Raw genomic sequence first — 15,091 nt, forward strand, 5'->3', positions numbered from 1 at the left:
AAGTTTTATTGGCATAATATACTTTAAGATAATGCGTCTTTAAATGAGTGGGGATAAATGGATCTAATTCAGTCCAATGGACAGCCACAGTACGGCCGTTTTAATACGATTCCCACTCGAATCAATTATCAGCTGTTTCAATATAAAACTGAGCAGGGGATTGAATTGCTCGGTTGGCGTAAACGATTAAAATATAAAAAATTTAAATTTTGTAGCATTCAGCATCAACATTACAGTATTGGTCTTGCAATTGCGGACTTAGCGTGGGCTGGCTATGGTTTAATTTATATTTATGATCATGAAAGCGGTGAAGTTTTAGAGTGGCAGGGCTCTACTTTATTGGCGCGCAATACTGAGCTTGATGAACAGCCCTTGTTTAATCATAGTAATTTCCAAAAATCACCTTTTGAATTGACTATTGATCATGCCCATGGGGTACGTTATTTACGTGCCACCAAATACGGTGAGGTGAAGCTCAGTGCGCGAATTTTTTGTGCTGGCACAGATCCTCTAAGTAGCTGTGTTCCTGTGGGTAAAAATGGTTGGATTTATAGCCAAAAGCTCACGACATTGGGTTGTGAAGGTTATTTTATTAATAAAAAAGGTCAAACGATTCAGTTTAATGCTAAGAGCTTTGCCAGCCTTGATGATACCTGTGGTTTTTTTAAACCTGAAAGCACATGGTATTGGTTAAGCTGTAATTTTTGGCTACAGGGTCAGCATCGGGTTGGTTTAAATCTAGCTGCAGGTGATCATCGTCAAGCAGAAAATAGCCTATGGCTTGATGGAGTCATTTATGCTTTAGGTGACGTTATCTTTGAACACATTGAGGCACAGCAATGGCGTGTACGTTCTTTAGATGGTCATATTGACTTAACGATCTGTCCACAATGGTCACGCGCAGAAAAAGTTAATTTCCGTTTTAGTGGCAGTCAATTCCAGCAGTATTTGAGTAAAATTTCTGGCACGATCCGTTTAGCAGAGCGCTGTATTCAACTGAATGCTGAATATGGTAGCTTTGAACGACACGCACGAAAATTATAATCGCCATAAAAAAAGCGACCTTGAAGTCGCTTTTTGAATAGGCTTTGTTTAGCTTGCTTAGACTGTGCGAATACGCGGATAGCGCAGTACAATTGCGATAATTGCCATGAGTGCCAACACCCAACAATAATACACGCTACTAATCAGCTCGACTGGTGACATTTTGGCAATTGAGCAAGCTAATAATAATTGCGCACCATAAGGGATTAAACCTTGAATCACGCAGGAGAAAATATCCATTAATGCCGCAGCACGTTTAGGATCAACCCCATATTCTTTTGCGACTTCACGCGCCATATCACCTGATAAAATAATCGCCACGGTATTATTGGCCACAAATAAATTCGAGAAAACCACTAAGAAGCTAATGCCAATTTCACCGGCACGTTGCCGTCCTACTTTAAATAAACGGGTAATGCTATAAATGCGTTCAATCAACCATTGCAAGCCGCCTTCACGCTGCATAATTGCCGATAAGCCACCTAAGAACATCGACAATAAAGCCACTTCCAGCATCCCAACAAAGCCATCATAGATTGCTGTATTGATTTTAAGTAGATTAAATTCTGGATTTGCCCATAATCCCATTAATGCTGATAGTAATACACCTATAGTCAAAACAGCCAAGACATGTAAACGACTAAAAGCTAAAATAAAAACTGCCACATAAGGCAGAATAAGCCACGCATTAAACGCTTGAGAGCTGATCGCTTGAGATGAATTGGTCAGTAAAAAATAAATCACCACCGTAGCGAACGCTGCAGGCACTGCAATCCACACATTGACGCGAAATTTGTCGCGTAGTTGTACTTTTTGACTGCTGGTCGCGGCAATGGTGGTGTCTGAGATCATAGATAAATTGTCGCCAAACATGGCACCGCCAACGACTGCCCCAATAGCATACACTGCTGCAATATCAGTCGCTTGCGAAAAGCCAAAAGCGATTGGGGCACATGCTGCAATGGTGCCCATTGAGGTGCCCATCGCTGTGGCAATAAAAGCTGAAATCAAAAACAGCATCGGCAACACTAAGCTAGGTGGAATCACCGATAAACCCAGTTGTACCGTGGCATCCACGCTGCCAATGGTGGAGCTAACGCTGGCAAAAGCACCTGCCAGCATAAACACCATAAACATTAAAATGAGATTGGGATGGCTAGCACCTTTTAAAAAGGCATCAATACCATCATTCAGTTTGCCGCGATACAGCAATACTGCACAAATAACAGCAGGAATTGCAGCGACAGGCGCTTTCATTTGATAAAAGGCAAACTCAGTGCCAATAAGAGTATGATAGATGCCGCTGCCTAAAAAAATGGCTAAAAAAACAATAAGCGGCAACAGCGCAAGCATACGGGCTTGCACTTTCTGAGCTGCATCAAAAGTCATAGGGAGATAAAAAATATACAAGAATATGCCTAGTATAATGCAGCTTTTGCAATTTAGGCCAAGTTTAAATGTAAATGCTAACTTGGCTTTTTATATCAAATTTTTAAAATTTAAACTAAGTTGGTCTAATTCAAGGCAATTTTTTTAAAGCTAAAATTAGGAATCTTTGATCATTGAGAAAAAAAAGCAAATATTAGTAAATGTAGGGCATAGGTTTGTTCTGATTTAAACCCGCAAACAGACCCAACAAAGTTGCTTGATTTGTACTCTATCCAATGAGTAAAAAATAGCGTTACAATGCTTGGGTCTTGTATTGATACAAAACTAACGTCTCCGTTTTAATATTCAAGGAAAGTGCAACCCTATGTCACGTTTAGCCAGCCGATTTGCCCAGCTTAAGTCACAACAGCAAAAAGCCTTAGTTTCTTATGTTATGGCAGGAGATCCGCATCCTCAAGTCACGGTTGATTTATTACATCAAATGGTGGCTGCTGGGGTGGATGTGATTGAGCTAGGCTTGCCATTTTCCGACCCTATGGCAGATGGTCCAGTGATTGCTTTAGCTGCAGAACGCGCTTTAGCAGGGGGCACCAATACTTTGGATGCTTTAAACATGGTCAAAGCGTTTCGTGAGCAAGATACAACCACGCCAGTGGTGTTAATGGGCTACTTAAATCCTGTTGAAGTCATTGGTTACGAAAAATTTGTATCTATTGCCAACGAATGTGGTGTAGATGGTGTGTTGTTGGTGGATTTACCACCAGAAGAAGCTAGCGATTTTAATGCAGTATTGAAAAAATACGACATGGATCAAATCTTCTTACTTGCACCGACTTCAACCGACGCACGTATTGAGCATGTCGCCAAGCAAGCGCGTGGCTTTATTTACTATGTGTCGTTAAAAGGGGTAACGGGTGCGGCAACTTTAGATGTTTCTGAAGCGGCACAACGTATCCAAAAAATTAAAGCAGTAACAGATGTACCTGTAGGCGTTGGTTTTGGTATCAGCGATGCCGCCTCTGCCAAAGCGATGGGTGTAGCAGCTGATGCTGTGATTGTGGGTAGTGCATTTGTTAAACAATTTGCCACTTTAGCACCAGAACAAGCCGTGATTGAAACGGTTAATAAAGTCAAGGAGCTTCGAGCTGCGCTCGATGAGTTAGTATGAATCAACAAGTGAAAGCAGGGAAAGTTCTGAGCCCATCGACGCCGTGGACCGAGCGCGGCGTACCAGGTATCCAAGTTCCCGATGAACAACAAACATTAAAAGCGACTTCAACTGAACCTACAGTTGAATGTACCGAATGTCATGCTTTGGTCACACGTACTGCAATGAGCTTTAATGCTTATGTGTGTCCACAATGTGATGAACATTTACGCATGAAAGCGCGTGATCGTTTAACTTGGTTCTTTGATCAAGTGCAAACTGAACTGGGTCAAGAATTCCAAGCCAAAGATCCACTCAATTTTGTGGATAGCAAAGCGTATCCAGAGCGTATGGCTGAAGCACAAAAGAAAACTGGTGAAACTGAAGCTTTAGTGGTGATGCAAGGTTTATTAAAAGACCTACCATTAATCGCATGTGCCTTTGAGTTTGACTTTATGGGCGGCTCAATGGGTACGGTTGTTGGTGACCGTTTTGTGCAAGCGGCTGAAAAAGCCATTCAAGAGCGTCAACCATTAGTATGCTTTGCCGCATCAGGTGGTGCACGTATGCAAGAAGGTATGTTGTCGTTAATGCAAATGGCACGTACTTCAGCAGCGATTCAACGCATGAAAGATGCGGGTTTACCGTATATCGTGGTGTTAACGCATCCAGTTTACGGTGGTGTAACTGCATCGCTTGCCATGATTGGTGATGTACATATTGCTGAACCTAAAGCCATGATTGGTTTTGCTGGTAAGCGTGTGATTGAACAAACTGTGCGTGAAAAGTTAGAAGAACCGTTCCAACGTGCGGAATACTTACTTGAGCATGGTGTAGTCGATCAAATTGTTCATCGTCATGCATTACGTGATACTGTATATCGCATCATCACCAAGTTAATGAATTTACCTTGAACACACAAGCTCCACTTGCAACAGATTCTTTAGCAACATGGCTCGATTATTGGGGCCATGTTCACGTTACAGGCATTGATTTAGGTTTAGAACGTGTCATTCCAGTGGCTGAAAAACTGGGTGTTACCCATCCTCAAGCCAAAGTCTTTACTGTCGCGGGCACCAATGGGAAGGGTTCTACCACCACCACCTTAGCCGCCATTTTAAATGCCGCTGGCTATCATGTCGGTTTATATCAATCTCCGCATATTTACCGTTTTAACGAGCGCGTAAAAATTGCGGGGCTTGAGGTAGATGACCAAAGCTTAATTGATGCGTTTGTACAAGTGGATCAAGCACGCCGCGAATGTGGTTTAAGCCTCTCGTTTTTTGAGGCCACTACACTTGCGGCATTTGTGATTTTTAAGCACAAACATTGCGATGTTTGGGTGTTAGAAGTTGGCTTAGGTGGACGTTTGGATGTGGTCAATGTGGTCAATCCAGATATTGCAGTAGTTACCAATATTGGACTGGATCATACCGATTGGTTAGGCGATAGCATTGAAAAGATTGCTTTTGAAAAAGCAGGAATTATTCGCCCCAATATTCCAGTAATTTTTGGCGGGCAACAACAACTACCCCAAGCTATTGCCCATAAAGTAGCTGAGTGCAATGCTAAACTTTATGCTTTAAATCATGATTATTTTTACCAAATTGATAACAACGGTCAAACATGGAATTTTGCTTCTAGTGCCACGACCTTAAAACTCCCGACAGGCAGTTTAGCTTTAGACAATATTTCAACCGCAGTAGCTGCTGTATTGGTGAGTGATTTACAGATTAGCCAATTAGCTCTAAGTCAAGGGATTCAAAATGCCAAATTACAGGGTCGTTTTGAAATCCGTCAAATTCAAGATAAAACCGTCATTTTTGATGCGGGACATAATCCACATGGCGTGGAATTTTTACTCAAGCAGCTACAACAATACTTAAGCCATCATCCGCAATACACAGAAGTGGTCACAGTTTTTTCAATGTTGACCGATAAAGACATTAAATCTGTCTGTGATATGTTGAAAGATCATATCGCTTTGTGGAAAATTGCAGCACTTGATGTACCGCGTGCTGCACCCCTTACGCAGCTCGATGTCGCATTGGGTAATCAGAACGTGCAGCATTTTGACAGTGTAAAACTCGCTTTTAAATCAGCGCTCGATGAAACAAACAATAATCAGCTGATTTTGGTATGTGGCTCGTTTCATACCTTAGAAGCGGTATGGGAGTATTTGGAAGCATGTTAATGAATAGCAAACAACGTTGGATGGGTGGTGTTGTTTTATTAGGTGGTGGGGTATTACTTGCTGCGCTATTACTTAAAGGTAAAGAAGAAATTCACCAAAATAACATTCGTAGTTCGGATTTAGTGGAGCAAGTGCAACAGCAAAAGAAAAATCCACAACCCGAAGCTGAACCTGTAATGCAACTGCAACCGCTCACGGTCGATGTTGCCACGGAACAACGTTTATTAGAAGAACAACGCCGTGCCCGTGAAAAGGCAGTAGCTGAACAAGAAGCGCGTGCCGCAGAATTTTTAGCCATGCAGCAACAAGCTGAGGCAGAAGCAGCACGTAAAGCAGCTGAAGAATATGCGGCTTTAAATGCGCACCGTGCTAGTCAGCAAAGCTCTGACAACATTCCACCTGAATTAGTGGAAGATGAAAAAGCCAAACAAAAACGTTTAGCCGATGACGCAAAAAAGGCTGAAGCTGAGAAAAAAGCTGCTGAGCAAAAGAAAGCTGAAGACGCCAAGAAAGCTGAGGAAAAACGTAAATTAGAAGCTGAGAAGAAAGCTGCCGAACAGAAAAAAGCCGAAGAGAAACGCAAAGCCGAAGAAGCTAAAAAAGCTGAGGAAAAACGTAAATTAGAGGCTGAAAAGAAAAAAGCCGAAGAAGCCAAGGCTGAAGTGAAAAAAGAAGGCAAACCAAATGGACAATGGATGGTACAAGTAGCTTTAGCTGCTAACCAAGCCAATGCCGATTCAATCGCGGCTAAACTACGTTCCCAAGGCTATAAGGTCACCAAGAGTCCAACTTCTAAAGGGGTACGGATTATGGTTGGACCTGCCAAGAGCCGCGAAGCTGCTGACGATCTACGTAAAAAAGTCAATTCTGATCCAAGCTTAAATACCAAGTCAGCATGGGTAATTGATTGGGTACCTTTAGATAAACGCTAATCTGATTCATCAAAAGAATAATGGATGCTAAACAGGCATCCATTTTTTATGCAGCTTGCATTAGTTCATAAAAAAGGCCCATCCAAAGATGAGCTGAACGTAAAGCGTTATGGTTATATTTTTAGTCTTTGGAGTGATTGTTTTTATTTGTCGTGTACAAAACTTGCTAGCCATCGCATAGCTACGCGCTGCGCTTATCCTTACATTTACAGTTTAGCTGTGAATCTTGTGCACGAACCAAGCAGAGTTTTGCTTATATCACTACGCGCTGCGCTTGTCTTGCGCCAAACTAAGACAGTGCTTTGGGTTTTGCCACTCGAAGCATAGCTTCTCGTCTTGCACAAGGGCGAAGCAGTGCTTCCCTTATCCTTATATTCACAGCTAAGCTGTGAATCTTGCGCTCGGACGGAACGATGTTCCGTTTTATCCTCGCTCAGGCTGTGGCGTCAGGCGTAAATAGGGAGTCAGCGCTTTATAGCCTTTAGGGAAGCGTTGTTTGATTTCATCTTCATCTTGTAATGAAGGCACAATCACTACATCATCACCATGTTGCCAGTTGGCAGGCGTGGCCACTTTATAGTTATCAGTGAGTTGCAGTGAATCTACCACACGTAACACTTCATCAAAATTACGTCCTGTAGACGCAGGGTAAGTAATAATTAAACGCACTTTTTTATTGGGATCAATAATCAGCAAAGAACGCACCGTGAGGGTTTCGCTGGCATTGGGATGAATAAAGTCATACAAGGTCGACACTTTACGATCTTCATCAGCAATAATGGGGAAATTCACCGTGGTATTTTGCGTAGCATTAATATCTTCAATCCAACCATGGTGAGAATCCACATCATCCACCGACAGTGCGATGGCTTTTACGTTGCGTTTTTCAAACTCGCTCTTGAGTTTGGCAGTAAAGCCAAGTTCTGTGGTGCAGACAGGGGTGTAATCGGCAGGATGTGAAAATAAAATTCCCCAGCTATCGCCTAAAAACTCGTAAAAATCAATTAAACCAGCACTCGATTGTTGTTGGAAATTAGGGGCGATATCACCTAAACGTAAACTCATACTCACCTCAATAAATTTTAATCTTGTTGTCTATACCAATGACTATGCCGCAGTTTTTATATAATTAAAAATAGTGTTTTAAGATGTTTTTATGAGTAAAAATGCTAAATGATTGGGCGTAAGATGATAGCTGTCGCTCAATAGCTTACCAGTGCCACACGGCTTGAGAATGACTTTTTTTTACAGTGAACTGCTTAAAAGCCTTGTACTTGAAATTTCTAGCACCATAATAACAACCAAGAACAAATTTTTTCTTTTGACAAGCAAGATTTAGAGAGTCTATTCATGTTGGCAAGTCTGATCGGAGGAATCTTCGGTACCAAAAATGAGCGTGAACTCAAACGCATGCGTAAAATCGTAGATAAGATTAATGCGCTCGAGCCGACGATATCTGCCTTAAACGATGCAGACTTATCTGCAAAAACCCAAGAATTCAAACAACGTTATAACAATGGTGAAAGCCTAGACCAACTCTTGCCTGAAGCTTTTGCGGTGTGCCGTGAAGCAGGTAAACGTATTATGGGCATGCGTCATTATGATGTACAGCTCATTGGTGGTATTACCTTGCACGAAGGTAAAATCGCAGAAATGCGTACCGGTGAAGGTAAAACTTTAATGGGTACTTTAGCATCTTATTTAAATGCTTTAAGTGGTCAAGGTGTACATGTCATTACCGTCAATGATTATTTGGCACAGCGTGATGCTGAGTTAAACCGTCCATTATTTGAATTTTTAGGTTTGAGCATTGGCGTGATTTACTCCATGCAAGATCCAACCGAAAAGTCAGAAGCATATCGTGCCGACATCACTTATGGTACCAATAACGAATTTGGTTTTGACTATCTTCGTGACAACATGGTGTTTTCTTTAGAAGAGAAAAAACAACGTGGTTTAACTTATGCCATTATTGATGAGGTCGATTCGATCTTAATTGATGAAGCGCGTACGCCATTGATTATTTCAGGGCAATCGGATGATTCATCGCAGCTTTATGCAGCAATCAATACTATTCCACCAAAATTGACTCCGCAAAAAGAAGAAAAAGTCGCAGATGGCGGACATTTTTGGATTGATGAAAAACAACGCTCAGTAGAAATGACCGAAATTGGTTATGAAACGGTTGAGCAAGAATTGATTGCCATGGGTTTATTGGCTGAAGGCGAAAGCTTATATTCGGCAGCTAATTTAAATCTGGTACATCATGTTTCGGCAGCGATTCGTGCGCATTTCTTATATCAACGCAATGTGCATTACATCATTCATGAGGGTGAAATCATCATTGTGGATGAAAACACCGGTCGTACCATGCCAGGTCGCCGTTGGTCAGAGGGTTTACATCAAGCGGTAGAAGCCAAAGAAGGTTTAGAGATTCAGCCTGAAAATCAAACACTGGCAACCACGACTTTCCAAAACTATTTCCGTTTATATAAAAAGCTCTCGGGTATGACGGGTACTGCCGATACCGAAGCTGCGGAAATGAAAGAAATTTATGGTTTAGATGTTGTTTTAATTCCAACGCATCGCCCAATGGTACGTAAAGACCATGACGATTTAATTTATTTAAATCGCGAAGGCAAATATAACGCTATTATTCAAGAAATTCAGCGCGTGCATGAGTCTGGTGTCGCGCCAATTCTAATTGGTACAGCAACCATTGATGCCTCAGAAATTTTATCTGAAAAATTAAAAGCGGCAGGTATTCATCATGAAGTACTCAACGCTAAACAACACGAACGTGAAGCCGATATTATTGCACAAGCAGGTGCACCGCGAGCTGTGACCATCGCCACCAACATGGCAGGTCGTGGTACCGACATTCTATTGGGCGGTAACTGGAAAGCATTACTGGCTAAAATTGAAAATCCAACAGCAGATGACGAAGCACGTTTAAAAGCCGAGTGGGAGAAAAACCACGAAGCGGTATTGGCATCGGGTGGTTTACACATTATTGGTTCAGAACGTCACGAATCACGTCGTATTGATAACCAATTGCGTGGTCGTGCCGGTCGTCAAGGTGACCCAGGTGTATCACGTTTCTACCTGTCACTTGAAGATGATTTAATGCGTATCTTCGCGGGTGACCGTGTTGTCAATATGATGAAAGCGATGGGGCTTTCTGAAGATGAAGCGATCGAACACAAAATGGTGTCACGCTCAATTGAAAATGCACAGCGTAAAGTTGAAGCACGTAACTTTGATATTCGTAAAAACTTGTTGAAATACGATGACGTCAACAACGAACAACGTAAGATCATTTATTCACAACGTGATGATATTTTAGCCGAAAGCTCACTACACGATTATTTAGAAGAAATGCATCGTGAAGTGATGAAAGGCGTGATTGAAACCTATATTCCACCTGAGTCGATTCATGACCAATGGGATGTGCCAGGTTTAGAAGCAGCATTACGTGAAGAATTTTCGATTGATTTACCGATTCATGCATGGTTAGAGCAAGACCGTCGTTTAGATGAAGAAGGCTTAGCGCGTCGTATTACGGATGAAGTGGTCGGTCGTTATAATGCACGCCGTGAACAAATGGGCAGTGAATCGGCAGCCATGCTAGAGCGTCACTTTACTTTAAGTTCGCTTGATCGCCATTGGAAAGAACATTTGGCTGCCATGGATTACCTACGCCAAGGTATTCACTTGCGTGGTTATGCGCAGAAAAACCCTGAGCAAGAATACAAAAAAGAAGCCTTTAACTTATTTGTCAACATGCTTGCGGTGATTAAATCGGATGTGGTGACGGATCTATCACGGATCCATGTTCCAACGCCAGAAGAAATCGCAGAAATGGAAGCGCAAAAACAAGCGCAAGCTGAGGCACAAGCGCAAGCATTACAGCTGAATTTAGCTGAAGTACAACAAGCACCTGTGGTTGAGGCTCAGTTTGATGCTGTGCAGCCAACAGCTGAGTTTGAGCCACCTGCGAGTCGTAACGCACCGTGCCCATGTGGTTCGGGGCTTAAATACAAGCAATGTCACGGTAAAATCTAAGTTTTACTCAAGCCTAAGCCACTCGATTGAGTGGCTTTTTTATTGTTGTGTGAATAGTATTTGCAGTTGTTGCTATTCAATGTTATTTAGTTGCTCATCAAGAAATTTATGGACAACACAATGAAAAAAGCATTACAAATTGGTTTGGTAGCCTTAAGCACAGTATCTACATTCGCGATGGCAGAGCAACTCACCACCACACCAGAAAAAGTAAAAGCCGCGCTTGGCCCACAAACAGCTCAAGCAATTGTTAAAGATAATCTAGTAACGGTGATTAGCCCGCGTACTGGTATTAGCTATACCTTTAATAATGAAAATAAACCCATTGTGCTACAAACACAGGCGATTGTAGCTGCTAACAGTGCCAATGCAGAGCGTATTGTGGCAGCCAATCCTGCAGTTTCAGCAGAAAGCCAACAAAAAGCCAAACAAGCTTTATTAGAGGCAGCCAAATAACGGCTAACTTTCTGAGTAAAACCAGTCTGTTGACTGGTTTTTTTGTCTTTGGATAAAAACTTAGCATTTTGCCTTTTAGGCTCGATTTTTTTATCAATATCTAATAAGCTGTTCTTTTATATAAAATCAAATTGGAAGTTTAAAAATGGCAGTTGGTGACGTAACGATGCCACAGATGCATGTGGTACAAGGGGTGAAAATTGGTTCAGCTGAAGCGTATGTGCGCTATCAGAATCGACGTGACCTTGTCATTTTTGAATTTAGCCCGGGAACGAATGTTGCGGGTGTATTTACCCAAAATGCATTTTGCGCTGCCCCTGTGCATATTTCTAAAGCGCATTTAAAGTTAGGTAATCCTCGTTATCTGGTGATTAATACCGGCAATGCCAACGCAGGCACAGGTAAAATCGGTATGGCGAATGCCGAAGCAACTTGCGAAAAATTAGCTGAATTAGCAGGCGTGAGCAAAGCAGAAATTTTACCATTCTCGACTGGGGTCATTGGTGAGCAACTGCCAATGCCGCGTTTATTGTCAGGCTTACAACCCGCGCTAGACAGCTTAAGCAATGATGCTTGGGTCGATGCAGCCACAGGTATTATGACCACAGATACCACCCCAAAAGGTGCTTCTGAGCAGTTTGAGCTTGATGGTGTGACCTATACCATGACGGGTATTTCCAAAGGCGCAGGCATGATTCGTCCGAATATGGCAACCATGCTCGGCTTTGTTGCAACCGATGCGCCAATTGCGCGTGAACTTGTGCAGCAAATGTTATCGACTGCTGTAAATCAGTCTTTTAACCGCATCACCATTGATGGTGATACTTCCACCAATGATTCATGTATCTTTGCCGCGACTGGTCAAGCGGGCGGTGCAGAAATCACATCTACTGAAGATCCACGTTTTGCCCAAGTGGCTGAAGTCTTGACTCGCGTCATGAAGCGTTTAGCACAGCTAATCGTGCGTGATGGTGAAGGTGCCACTAAATTTATTACCGTTGCCGTAGAAGGCGGTGCCAATACGCAAGAATGTTGTGATATTGCCTATAGCATTGCGCATTCACCATTGGTCAAAACAGCACTCTTTGCTTCAGATCCAAACTGGGGACGTATCTTAGCTGCGATTGGTTATGCGGGTGTTAAAGACTTAGATGTGGAAAAAATCCAAGTGTGGTTAGATGATGTACAAATCTGTAAAGATGGCGGTGCAGCAGAAGATTACACCGAAGAAGCAGGTGCCCGCGTGATGGCACAAACCGAAATTACCATTCGTGTAGCGCTTGGACGTGGTGATGCTAAAGATACGGTCTATACTTGTGACTTATCTTATGACTATGTCAAGATTAATGCTGACTATCGTTCATAATTCAAGATTTTTTTGTAAAGCCTCATTCGTGAGGCTTTTTTGTAAGTATTGTTTTTTTACTTTCTGGTCAAAAAAGCACAACGCCATTTTGATCAGATACTGCAAGTGGATGTAGGGAATACACAATGAATAATGCGACTAATTTAATTGCCAATGAAGCGAAAAGTATCGTACAGGCACATTTAGATCGTTTAGGAGAGCAAAAAACTGCACACATGTCTGAATCAGTGAAGCAAGAAAAATTTGCACAGATCTTAGCTGAGCTGAAAAAGCGCGATGCAGTGTTAGTGGCACATTATTATTGTGATCCTGAAGTGCAAGAGTTAGCAGAACTGAGCGGTGGTTGCGTATCTGACTCTTTAGAGATGGCACGTTTTGGTCGTGATCATGCTGCACAAACTCTGGTAGTGGCTGGGGTTAAATTTATGGGCGAAACCTCAAAAATTTTATCGCCTGAAAAAACGATTTTAATGCCCACTTTGGAAGCTACCTGTTCTTTGGACTTAGGTTGCCCAGAAAAAGAGTTTGCTGAATTTTGTGATGCGCATCCTGATCATACCGTTGTGGTCTATGCCAATACCTCGGCTGCAGTGAAGGCGCGTGCCGATTGGGTCGTGACTTCAAGCTGTGCAGTAGAAATTATTGAACATCTTGATAGTCTGGGTGAAAAAATTATTTGGGCACCAGATCAACATTTAGGTCGTTATATTCAGCATAAAACTGGTGCAGATATGCTGCTTTGGGATGGCGCTTGTATTGTGCATGAAGAATTCCGTGCCCGTGGCATCGAAAATATGAAAGCGCTTTATCCAGATGCGGCAGTTTTAGTCCATCCTGAGTCGCCACTTTCTGTAGTAGAAGTTGCCGATGCTGTAGGCAGTACCTCACAACTGATTAAAGCTGCACAAACTTTGCCACATGAACGTCTGATCGTAGCCACTGATCGTGGCATCTTCTATAAAATGCAACAAGCTGTGCCCAACAAAATTTTAATTGAGGCACCAACTGCAGGTGAGGGCGCAACTTGTCGTTCATGTGCACATTGTCCTTGGATGGCAATGAACGAACTTGATGGAATTTTAGAGGTTTTACAACGAGGCGACCAAGAAATTCATGTAGATCCTGCTTTAGCAGAGCGCGCTAAGCTACCCCTTGATCGAATGTTGGCCTTTAGTGCTCAGTTAAAACGTTGAAAATTAGACAAAAATGCTTAAAAAATAGTATAAATGATGTTTATTTATACGTTTGATGCGTTTTTTTAACTTTTTTTAAATATAGGTGTTGACGTACCTGTGCGTCACGCCTAAAATGCACACCGTACCGAACGATAAGTTCGATACAAAAGCTGAGATGAATCGGAGCATAGCACAGCCTGGTAGTGCACCTGGTTTGGGACCAGGGGGTCGTAGGTTCGAATCCTACTGCTCCGACCAATTCTTCAAGGCCAAATGATGGTAACATCAGTTAAGCGCTTGTAGCTCAGTTGGATAGAGCATCCGCCTTCTAAGCGGATGGTCACAGGTTCGAATCCTGTCAGGCGCGCCATTTGGTCGCTCGATGTATAGAATCTGAAAGCTTTTATGACGGTGGATGTAGCTCAGTTGGTAGAGCCCCGGATTGTGATTCCGGTTGTCGTGGGTTCGAATCCCATCATTCACCCCAACTTTTAAAGTTGAAGAACGGAGCATAGCACAGCCTGGTAGTGCACCTGGTTTGGGACCAGGGGGTCGTAGGTTCGAATCCTACTGCTCCGACCACTCTTAAAAAGTGGTGGATAAAAGATACCGCATAGAGCGGTTTTTTTATGTCTTAAAAGTAAATAGCATCACATGATGGTGGATGTAGCTCAGTTGGTAGAGCCCCGGATTGTGATTCCGGTTGTCGTGGGTTCGAATCCCATCATTCACCCCAACTTTTAAAGTTGAAAAACGGAGCATAGCACAGCCTGGTAGTGCACCTGGTTTGGGACCAGGGGGTCGTAGGTTCGAATCCTACTGCTCCGACCATTTACTTTAATGGTCAGAATAAAAGATACCGCGTTAAGCGGTTTTTTTATGCCTAAAATTTAATGAAACCTGTTTGCATTACTTTTCTACTTTTCTACTTTTCTACTTTTCTACTTTTCTACTTTTCTACTTTTCTACTTTTCTACTTTTCTACTTTTCATAAGTACTATGAGTAAGATATTTACAATTTTTAGCCTTAAAAAATCGAAAAAACGCTAAATTGATTAATAATTAATCACTCATTCGTGTTTTAGTGATTATTTTTGTGTGCGTGTCTTGCAAGCTCCTTAAATCTCTCTATAATGCTCATCCATCGGTAGGAACGAGATTTGCTAACCGTCTTACTTCTGACGAAGAAGTAAGAAAATCATTAAGAGATTATGAAGAACAACTTGTGTGGATTTTTACTGGTTGATCAATCGAATATATTTTCATTGATAATTGGTAAGAATTTCTCGAAGTTTATTTGAGCAAATTTTTTGTCAGTAATTG

At 42.2% G+C, this 15,091-nt stretch carries 11 protein-coding genes and 6 tRNA genes; 15 read left to right on the forward strand and 2 right to left on the reverse strand.

Going from position 1 to position 15,091, the window contains the following annotated elements; all coding sequences use genetic code 11:
- Window positions 1-57 precede the first annotated feature (57 nt).
- A complete protein-coding gene (locus tag CYK47_RS05185; RefSeq protein ID WP_122899577.1) occupies window positions 58-1,044 on the forward strand; it encodes a DUF2804 domain-containing protein in 987 nt (328 codons plus the stop codon).
- Between the two features lie 57 nt (window positions 1,045-1,101).
- Here the strand turns inward: CYK47_RS05185 and CYK47_RS05190 are convergent, their stop codons facing one another.
- Window positions 1,102-2,433, reverse strand: a complete 1,332-nt coding sequence (locus CYK47_RS05190) for a Na+/H+ antiporter NhaC family protein (RefSeq protein WP_122899579.1) — start codon at window positions 2,431-2,433, stop codon at window positions 1,102-1,104.
- A gap of 364 nt (window positions 2,434-2,797) precedes the next feature.
- Between CYK47_RS05190 and trpA the strand changes: the two genes are divergently transcribed.
- From trpA to CYK47_RS05210, 4 genes are read left to right on the forward strand one after another with little or no spacing between them, the layout of a single operon-like run.
- A complete protein-coding gene (trpA, locus tag CYK47_RS05195) occupies window positions 2,798-3,601 on the forward strand; it encodes a tryptophan synthase subunit alpha (RefSeq protein ID WP_122899581.1) in 804 nt (267 codons plus the stop codon).
- Entirely contained in the window at window positions 3,598-4,494 is an 897-nt protein-coding gene (gene accD / locus CYK47_RS05200; protein ID WP_122899583.1) for an acetyl-CoA carboxylase, carboxyltransferase subunit beta, read from the forward strand. The genes trpA and accD overlap by 4 nt, the downstream gene beginning before the upstream one ends.
- Entirely contained in the window at window positions 4,491-5,774 is a 1,284-nt protein-coding gene (gene folC, locus CYK47_RS05205; RefSeq protein WP_122899585.1) for a bifunctional tetrahydrofolate synthase/dihydrofolate synthase, read from the forward strand. The genes accD and folC overlap by 4 nt, the downstream gene beginning before the upstream one ends.
- The gene (locus tag CYK47_RS05210) at window positions 5,774-6,706 is read left to right on the forward strand and encodes an SPOR domain-containing protein (protein WP_122899587.1); all 933 of its coding nucleotides are present in this window, start codon (window positions 5,774-5,776) and stop codon (window positions 6,704-6,706) included. The genes folC and CYK47_RS05210 overlap by 1 nt, the downstream gene beginning before the upstream one ends.
- Window positions 6,707-7,129: 423 nt before the next feature.
- On the opposite strand, the gene CYK47_RS05215 is transcribed toward CYK47_RS05210, so the two are convergent.
- Window positions 7,130-7,771 carry a peroxiredoxin gene (locus CYK47_RS05215; protein ID WP_122899589.1) on the reverse strand — a complete coding sequence of 214 codons (642 nt, stop codon included), beginning with the start codon at window positions 7,769-7,771 and terminating at the stop codon, window positions 7,130-7,132.
- A 285-nt stretch (window positions 7,772-8,056) separates the two neighbouring features.
- Here CYK47_RS05215 and secA point away from each other — a divergent pair, with 285 nt between their 5' ends.
- The 10 genes from secA to CYK47_RS05265 all read left to right on the forward strand — a co-directional run bounded on the left by secA (window position 8,057) and on the right by CYK47_RS05265 (window position 14,599).
- Window positions 8,057-10,771, forward strand: coding sequence for a preprotein translocase subunit SecA (secA, locus tag CYK47_RS05220; RefSeq protein WP_122899591.1), 2,715 nt, complete (start codon window positions 8,057-8,059; stop codon window positions 10,769-10,771).
- Between the two features lie 120 nt (window positions 10,772-10,891).
- On the forward strand, window positions 10,892-11,227 hold the full coding sequence (locus tag CYK47_RS05225; RefSeq protein WP_122899593.1) for a hypothetical protein: 336 nt from the start codon (window positions 10,892-10,894) through the stop codon (window positions 11,225-11,227).
- 145 nt (window positions 11,228-11,372) lie between these two features.
- Window positions 11,373-12,593 (forward strand): bifunctional glutamate N-acetyltransferase/amino-acid acetyltransferase ArgJ, encoded by a 1,221-nt coding sequence (argJ, locus tag CYK47_RS05230; RefSeq protein WP_122899595.1) that lies wholly within the window; start codon window positions 11,373-11,375, stop codon window positions 12,591-12,593.
- 125 nt (window positions 12,594-12,718) lie between these two features.
- Entirely contained in the window at window positions 12,719-13,786 is a 1,068-nt protein-coding gene (gene nadA / locus CYK47_RS05235) for a quinolinate synthase NadA (protein ID WP_122899597.1), read from the forward strand.
- 163 nt (window positions 13,787-13,949) lie between these two features.
- Window positions 13,950-14,026: transfer RNA gene (locus CYK47_RS05240), tRNA-Pro, on the forward strand.
- Window positions 14,027-14,061: 35 nt separating this feature from the next.
- Window positions 14,062-14,138 (forward strand) — tRNA-Arg (locus tag CYK47_RS05245).
- A 41-nt stretch (window positions 14,139-14,179) separates the two neighbouring features.
- Window positions 14,180-14,255, forward strand: a tRNA-His gene (locus tag CYK47_RS05250).
- An 18-nt stretch (window positions 14,256-14,273) separates the two neighbouring features.
- Window positions 14,274-14,350, forward strand: a tRNA-Pro gene (locus CYK47_RS05255).
- 78 nt (window positions 14,351-14,428) lie between these two features.
- Window positions 14,429-14,504, forward strand: a tRNA-His gene (locus CYK47_RS05260).
- Window positions 14,505-14,522: 18 nt separating this feature from the next.
- Window positions 14,523-14,599, forward strand: a tRNA-Pro gene (locus tag CYK47_RS05265).
- Window positions 14,600-15,091 lie beyond the last annotated feature (492 nt).

The organism is Acinetobacter sp. B51(2017), assembly GCF_003711395.1.
GTDB lineage: Bacteria > Pseudomonadota > Gammaproteobacteria > Pseudomonadales > Moraxellaceae > Acinetobacter.

What these genes read in the sequence shown, in the direction of transcription:
- CYK47_RS05225 (WP_122899593.1), top strand. Translation starts at nt 10,892, where the DNA reads ATGAAAAAAGCATTACAAATTGGTTTGGTAGCCTTAAGCACAGTATCT.
- accD (WP_122899583.1), top strand. Translation starts at nt 3,598, where the DNA reads ATGAATCAACAAGTGAAAGCAGGGAAAGTTCTGAGCCCATCGACGCCG.
- argJ (WP_122899595.1), top strand. Translation starts at nt 11,373, where the DNA reads ATGGCAGTTGGTGACGTAACGATGCCACAGATGCATGTGGTACAAGGG.
- CYK47_RS05210 (WP_122899587.1), top strand. Translation starts at nt 5,774, where the DNA reads ATGAATAGCAAACAACGTTGGATGGGTGGTGTTGTTTTATTAGGTGGT.
- secA (WP_122899591.1), top strand. Translation starts at nt 8,057, where the DNA reads ATGTTGGCAAGTCTGATCGGAGGAATCTTCGGTACCAAAAATGAGCGT.
- trpA (WP_122899581.1), top strand. Translation starts at nt 2,798, where the DNA reads ATGTCACGTTTAGCCAGCCGATTTGCCCAGCTTAAGTCACAACAGCAA.
- CYK47_RS05190 (WP_122899579.1), bottom strand. Translation starts at nt 2,433, where the DNA reads ATGACTTTTGATGCAGCTCAGAAAGTGCAAGCCCGTATGCTTGCGCTG.
- CYK47_RS05215 (WP_122899589.1), bottom strand. Translation starts at nt 7,771, where the DNA reads ATGAGTTTACGTTTAGGTGATATCGCCCCTAATTTCCAACAACAATCG.
- CYK47_RS05185 (WP_122899577.1), top strand. Translation starts at nt 58, where the DNA reads ATGGATCTAATTCAGTCCAATGGACAGCCACAGTACGGCCGTTTTAAT.
- nadA (WP_122899597.1), top strand. Translation starts at nt 12,719, where the DNA reads ATGAATAATGCGACTAATTTAATTGCCAATGAAGCGAAAAGTATCGTA.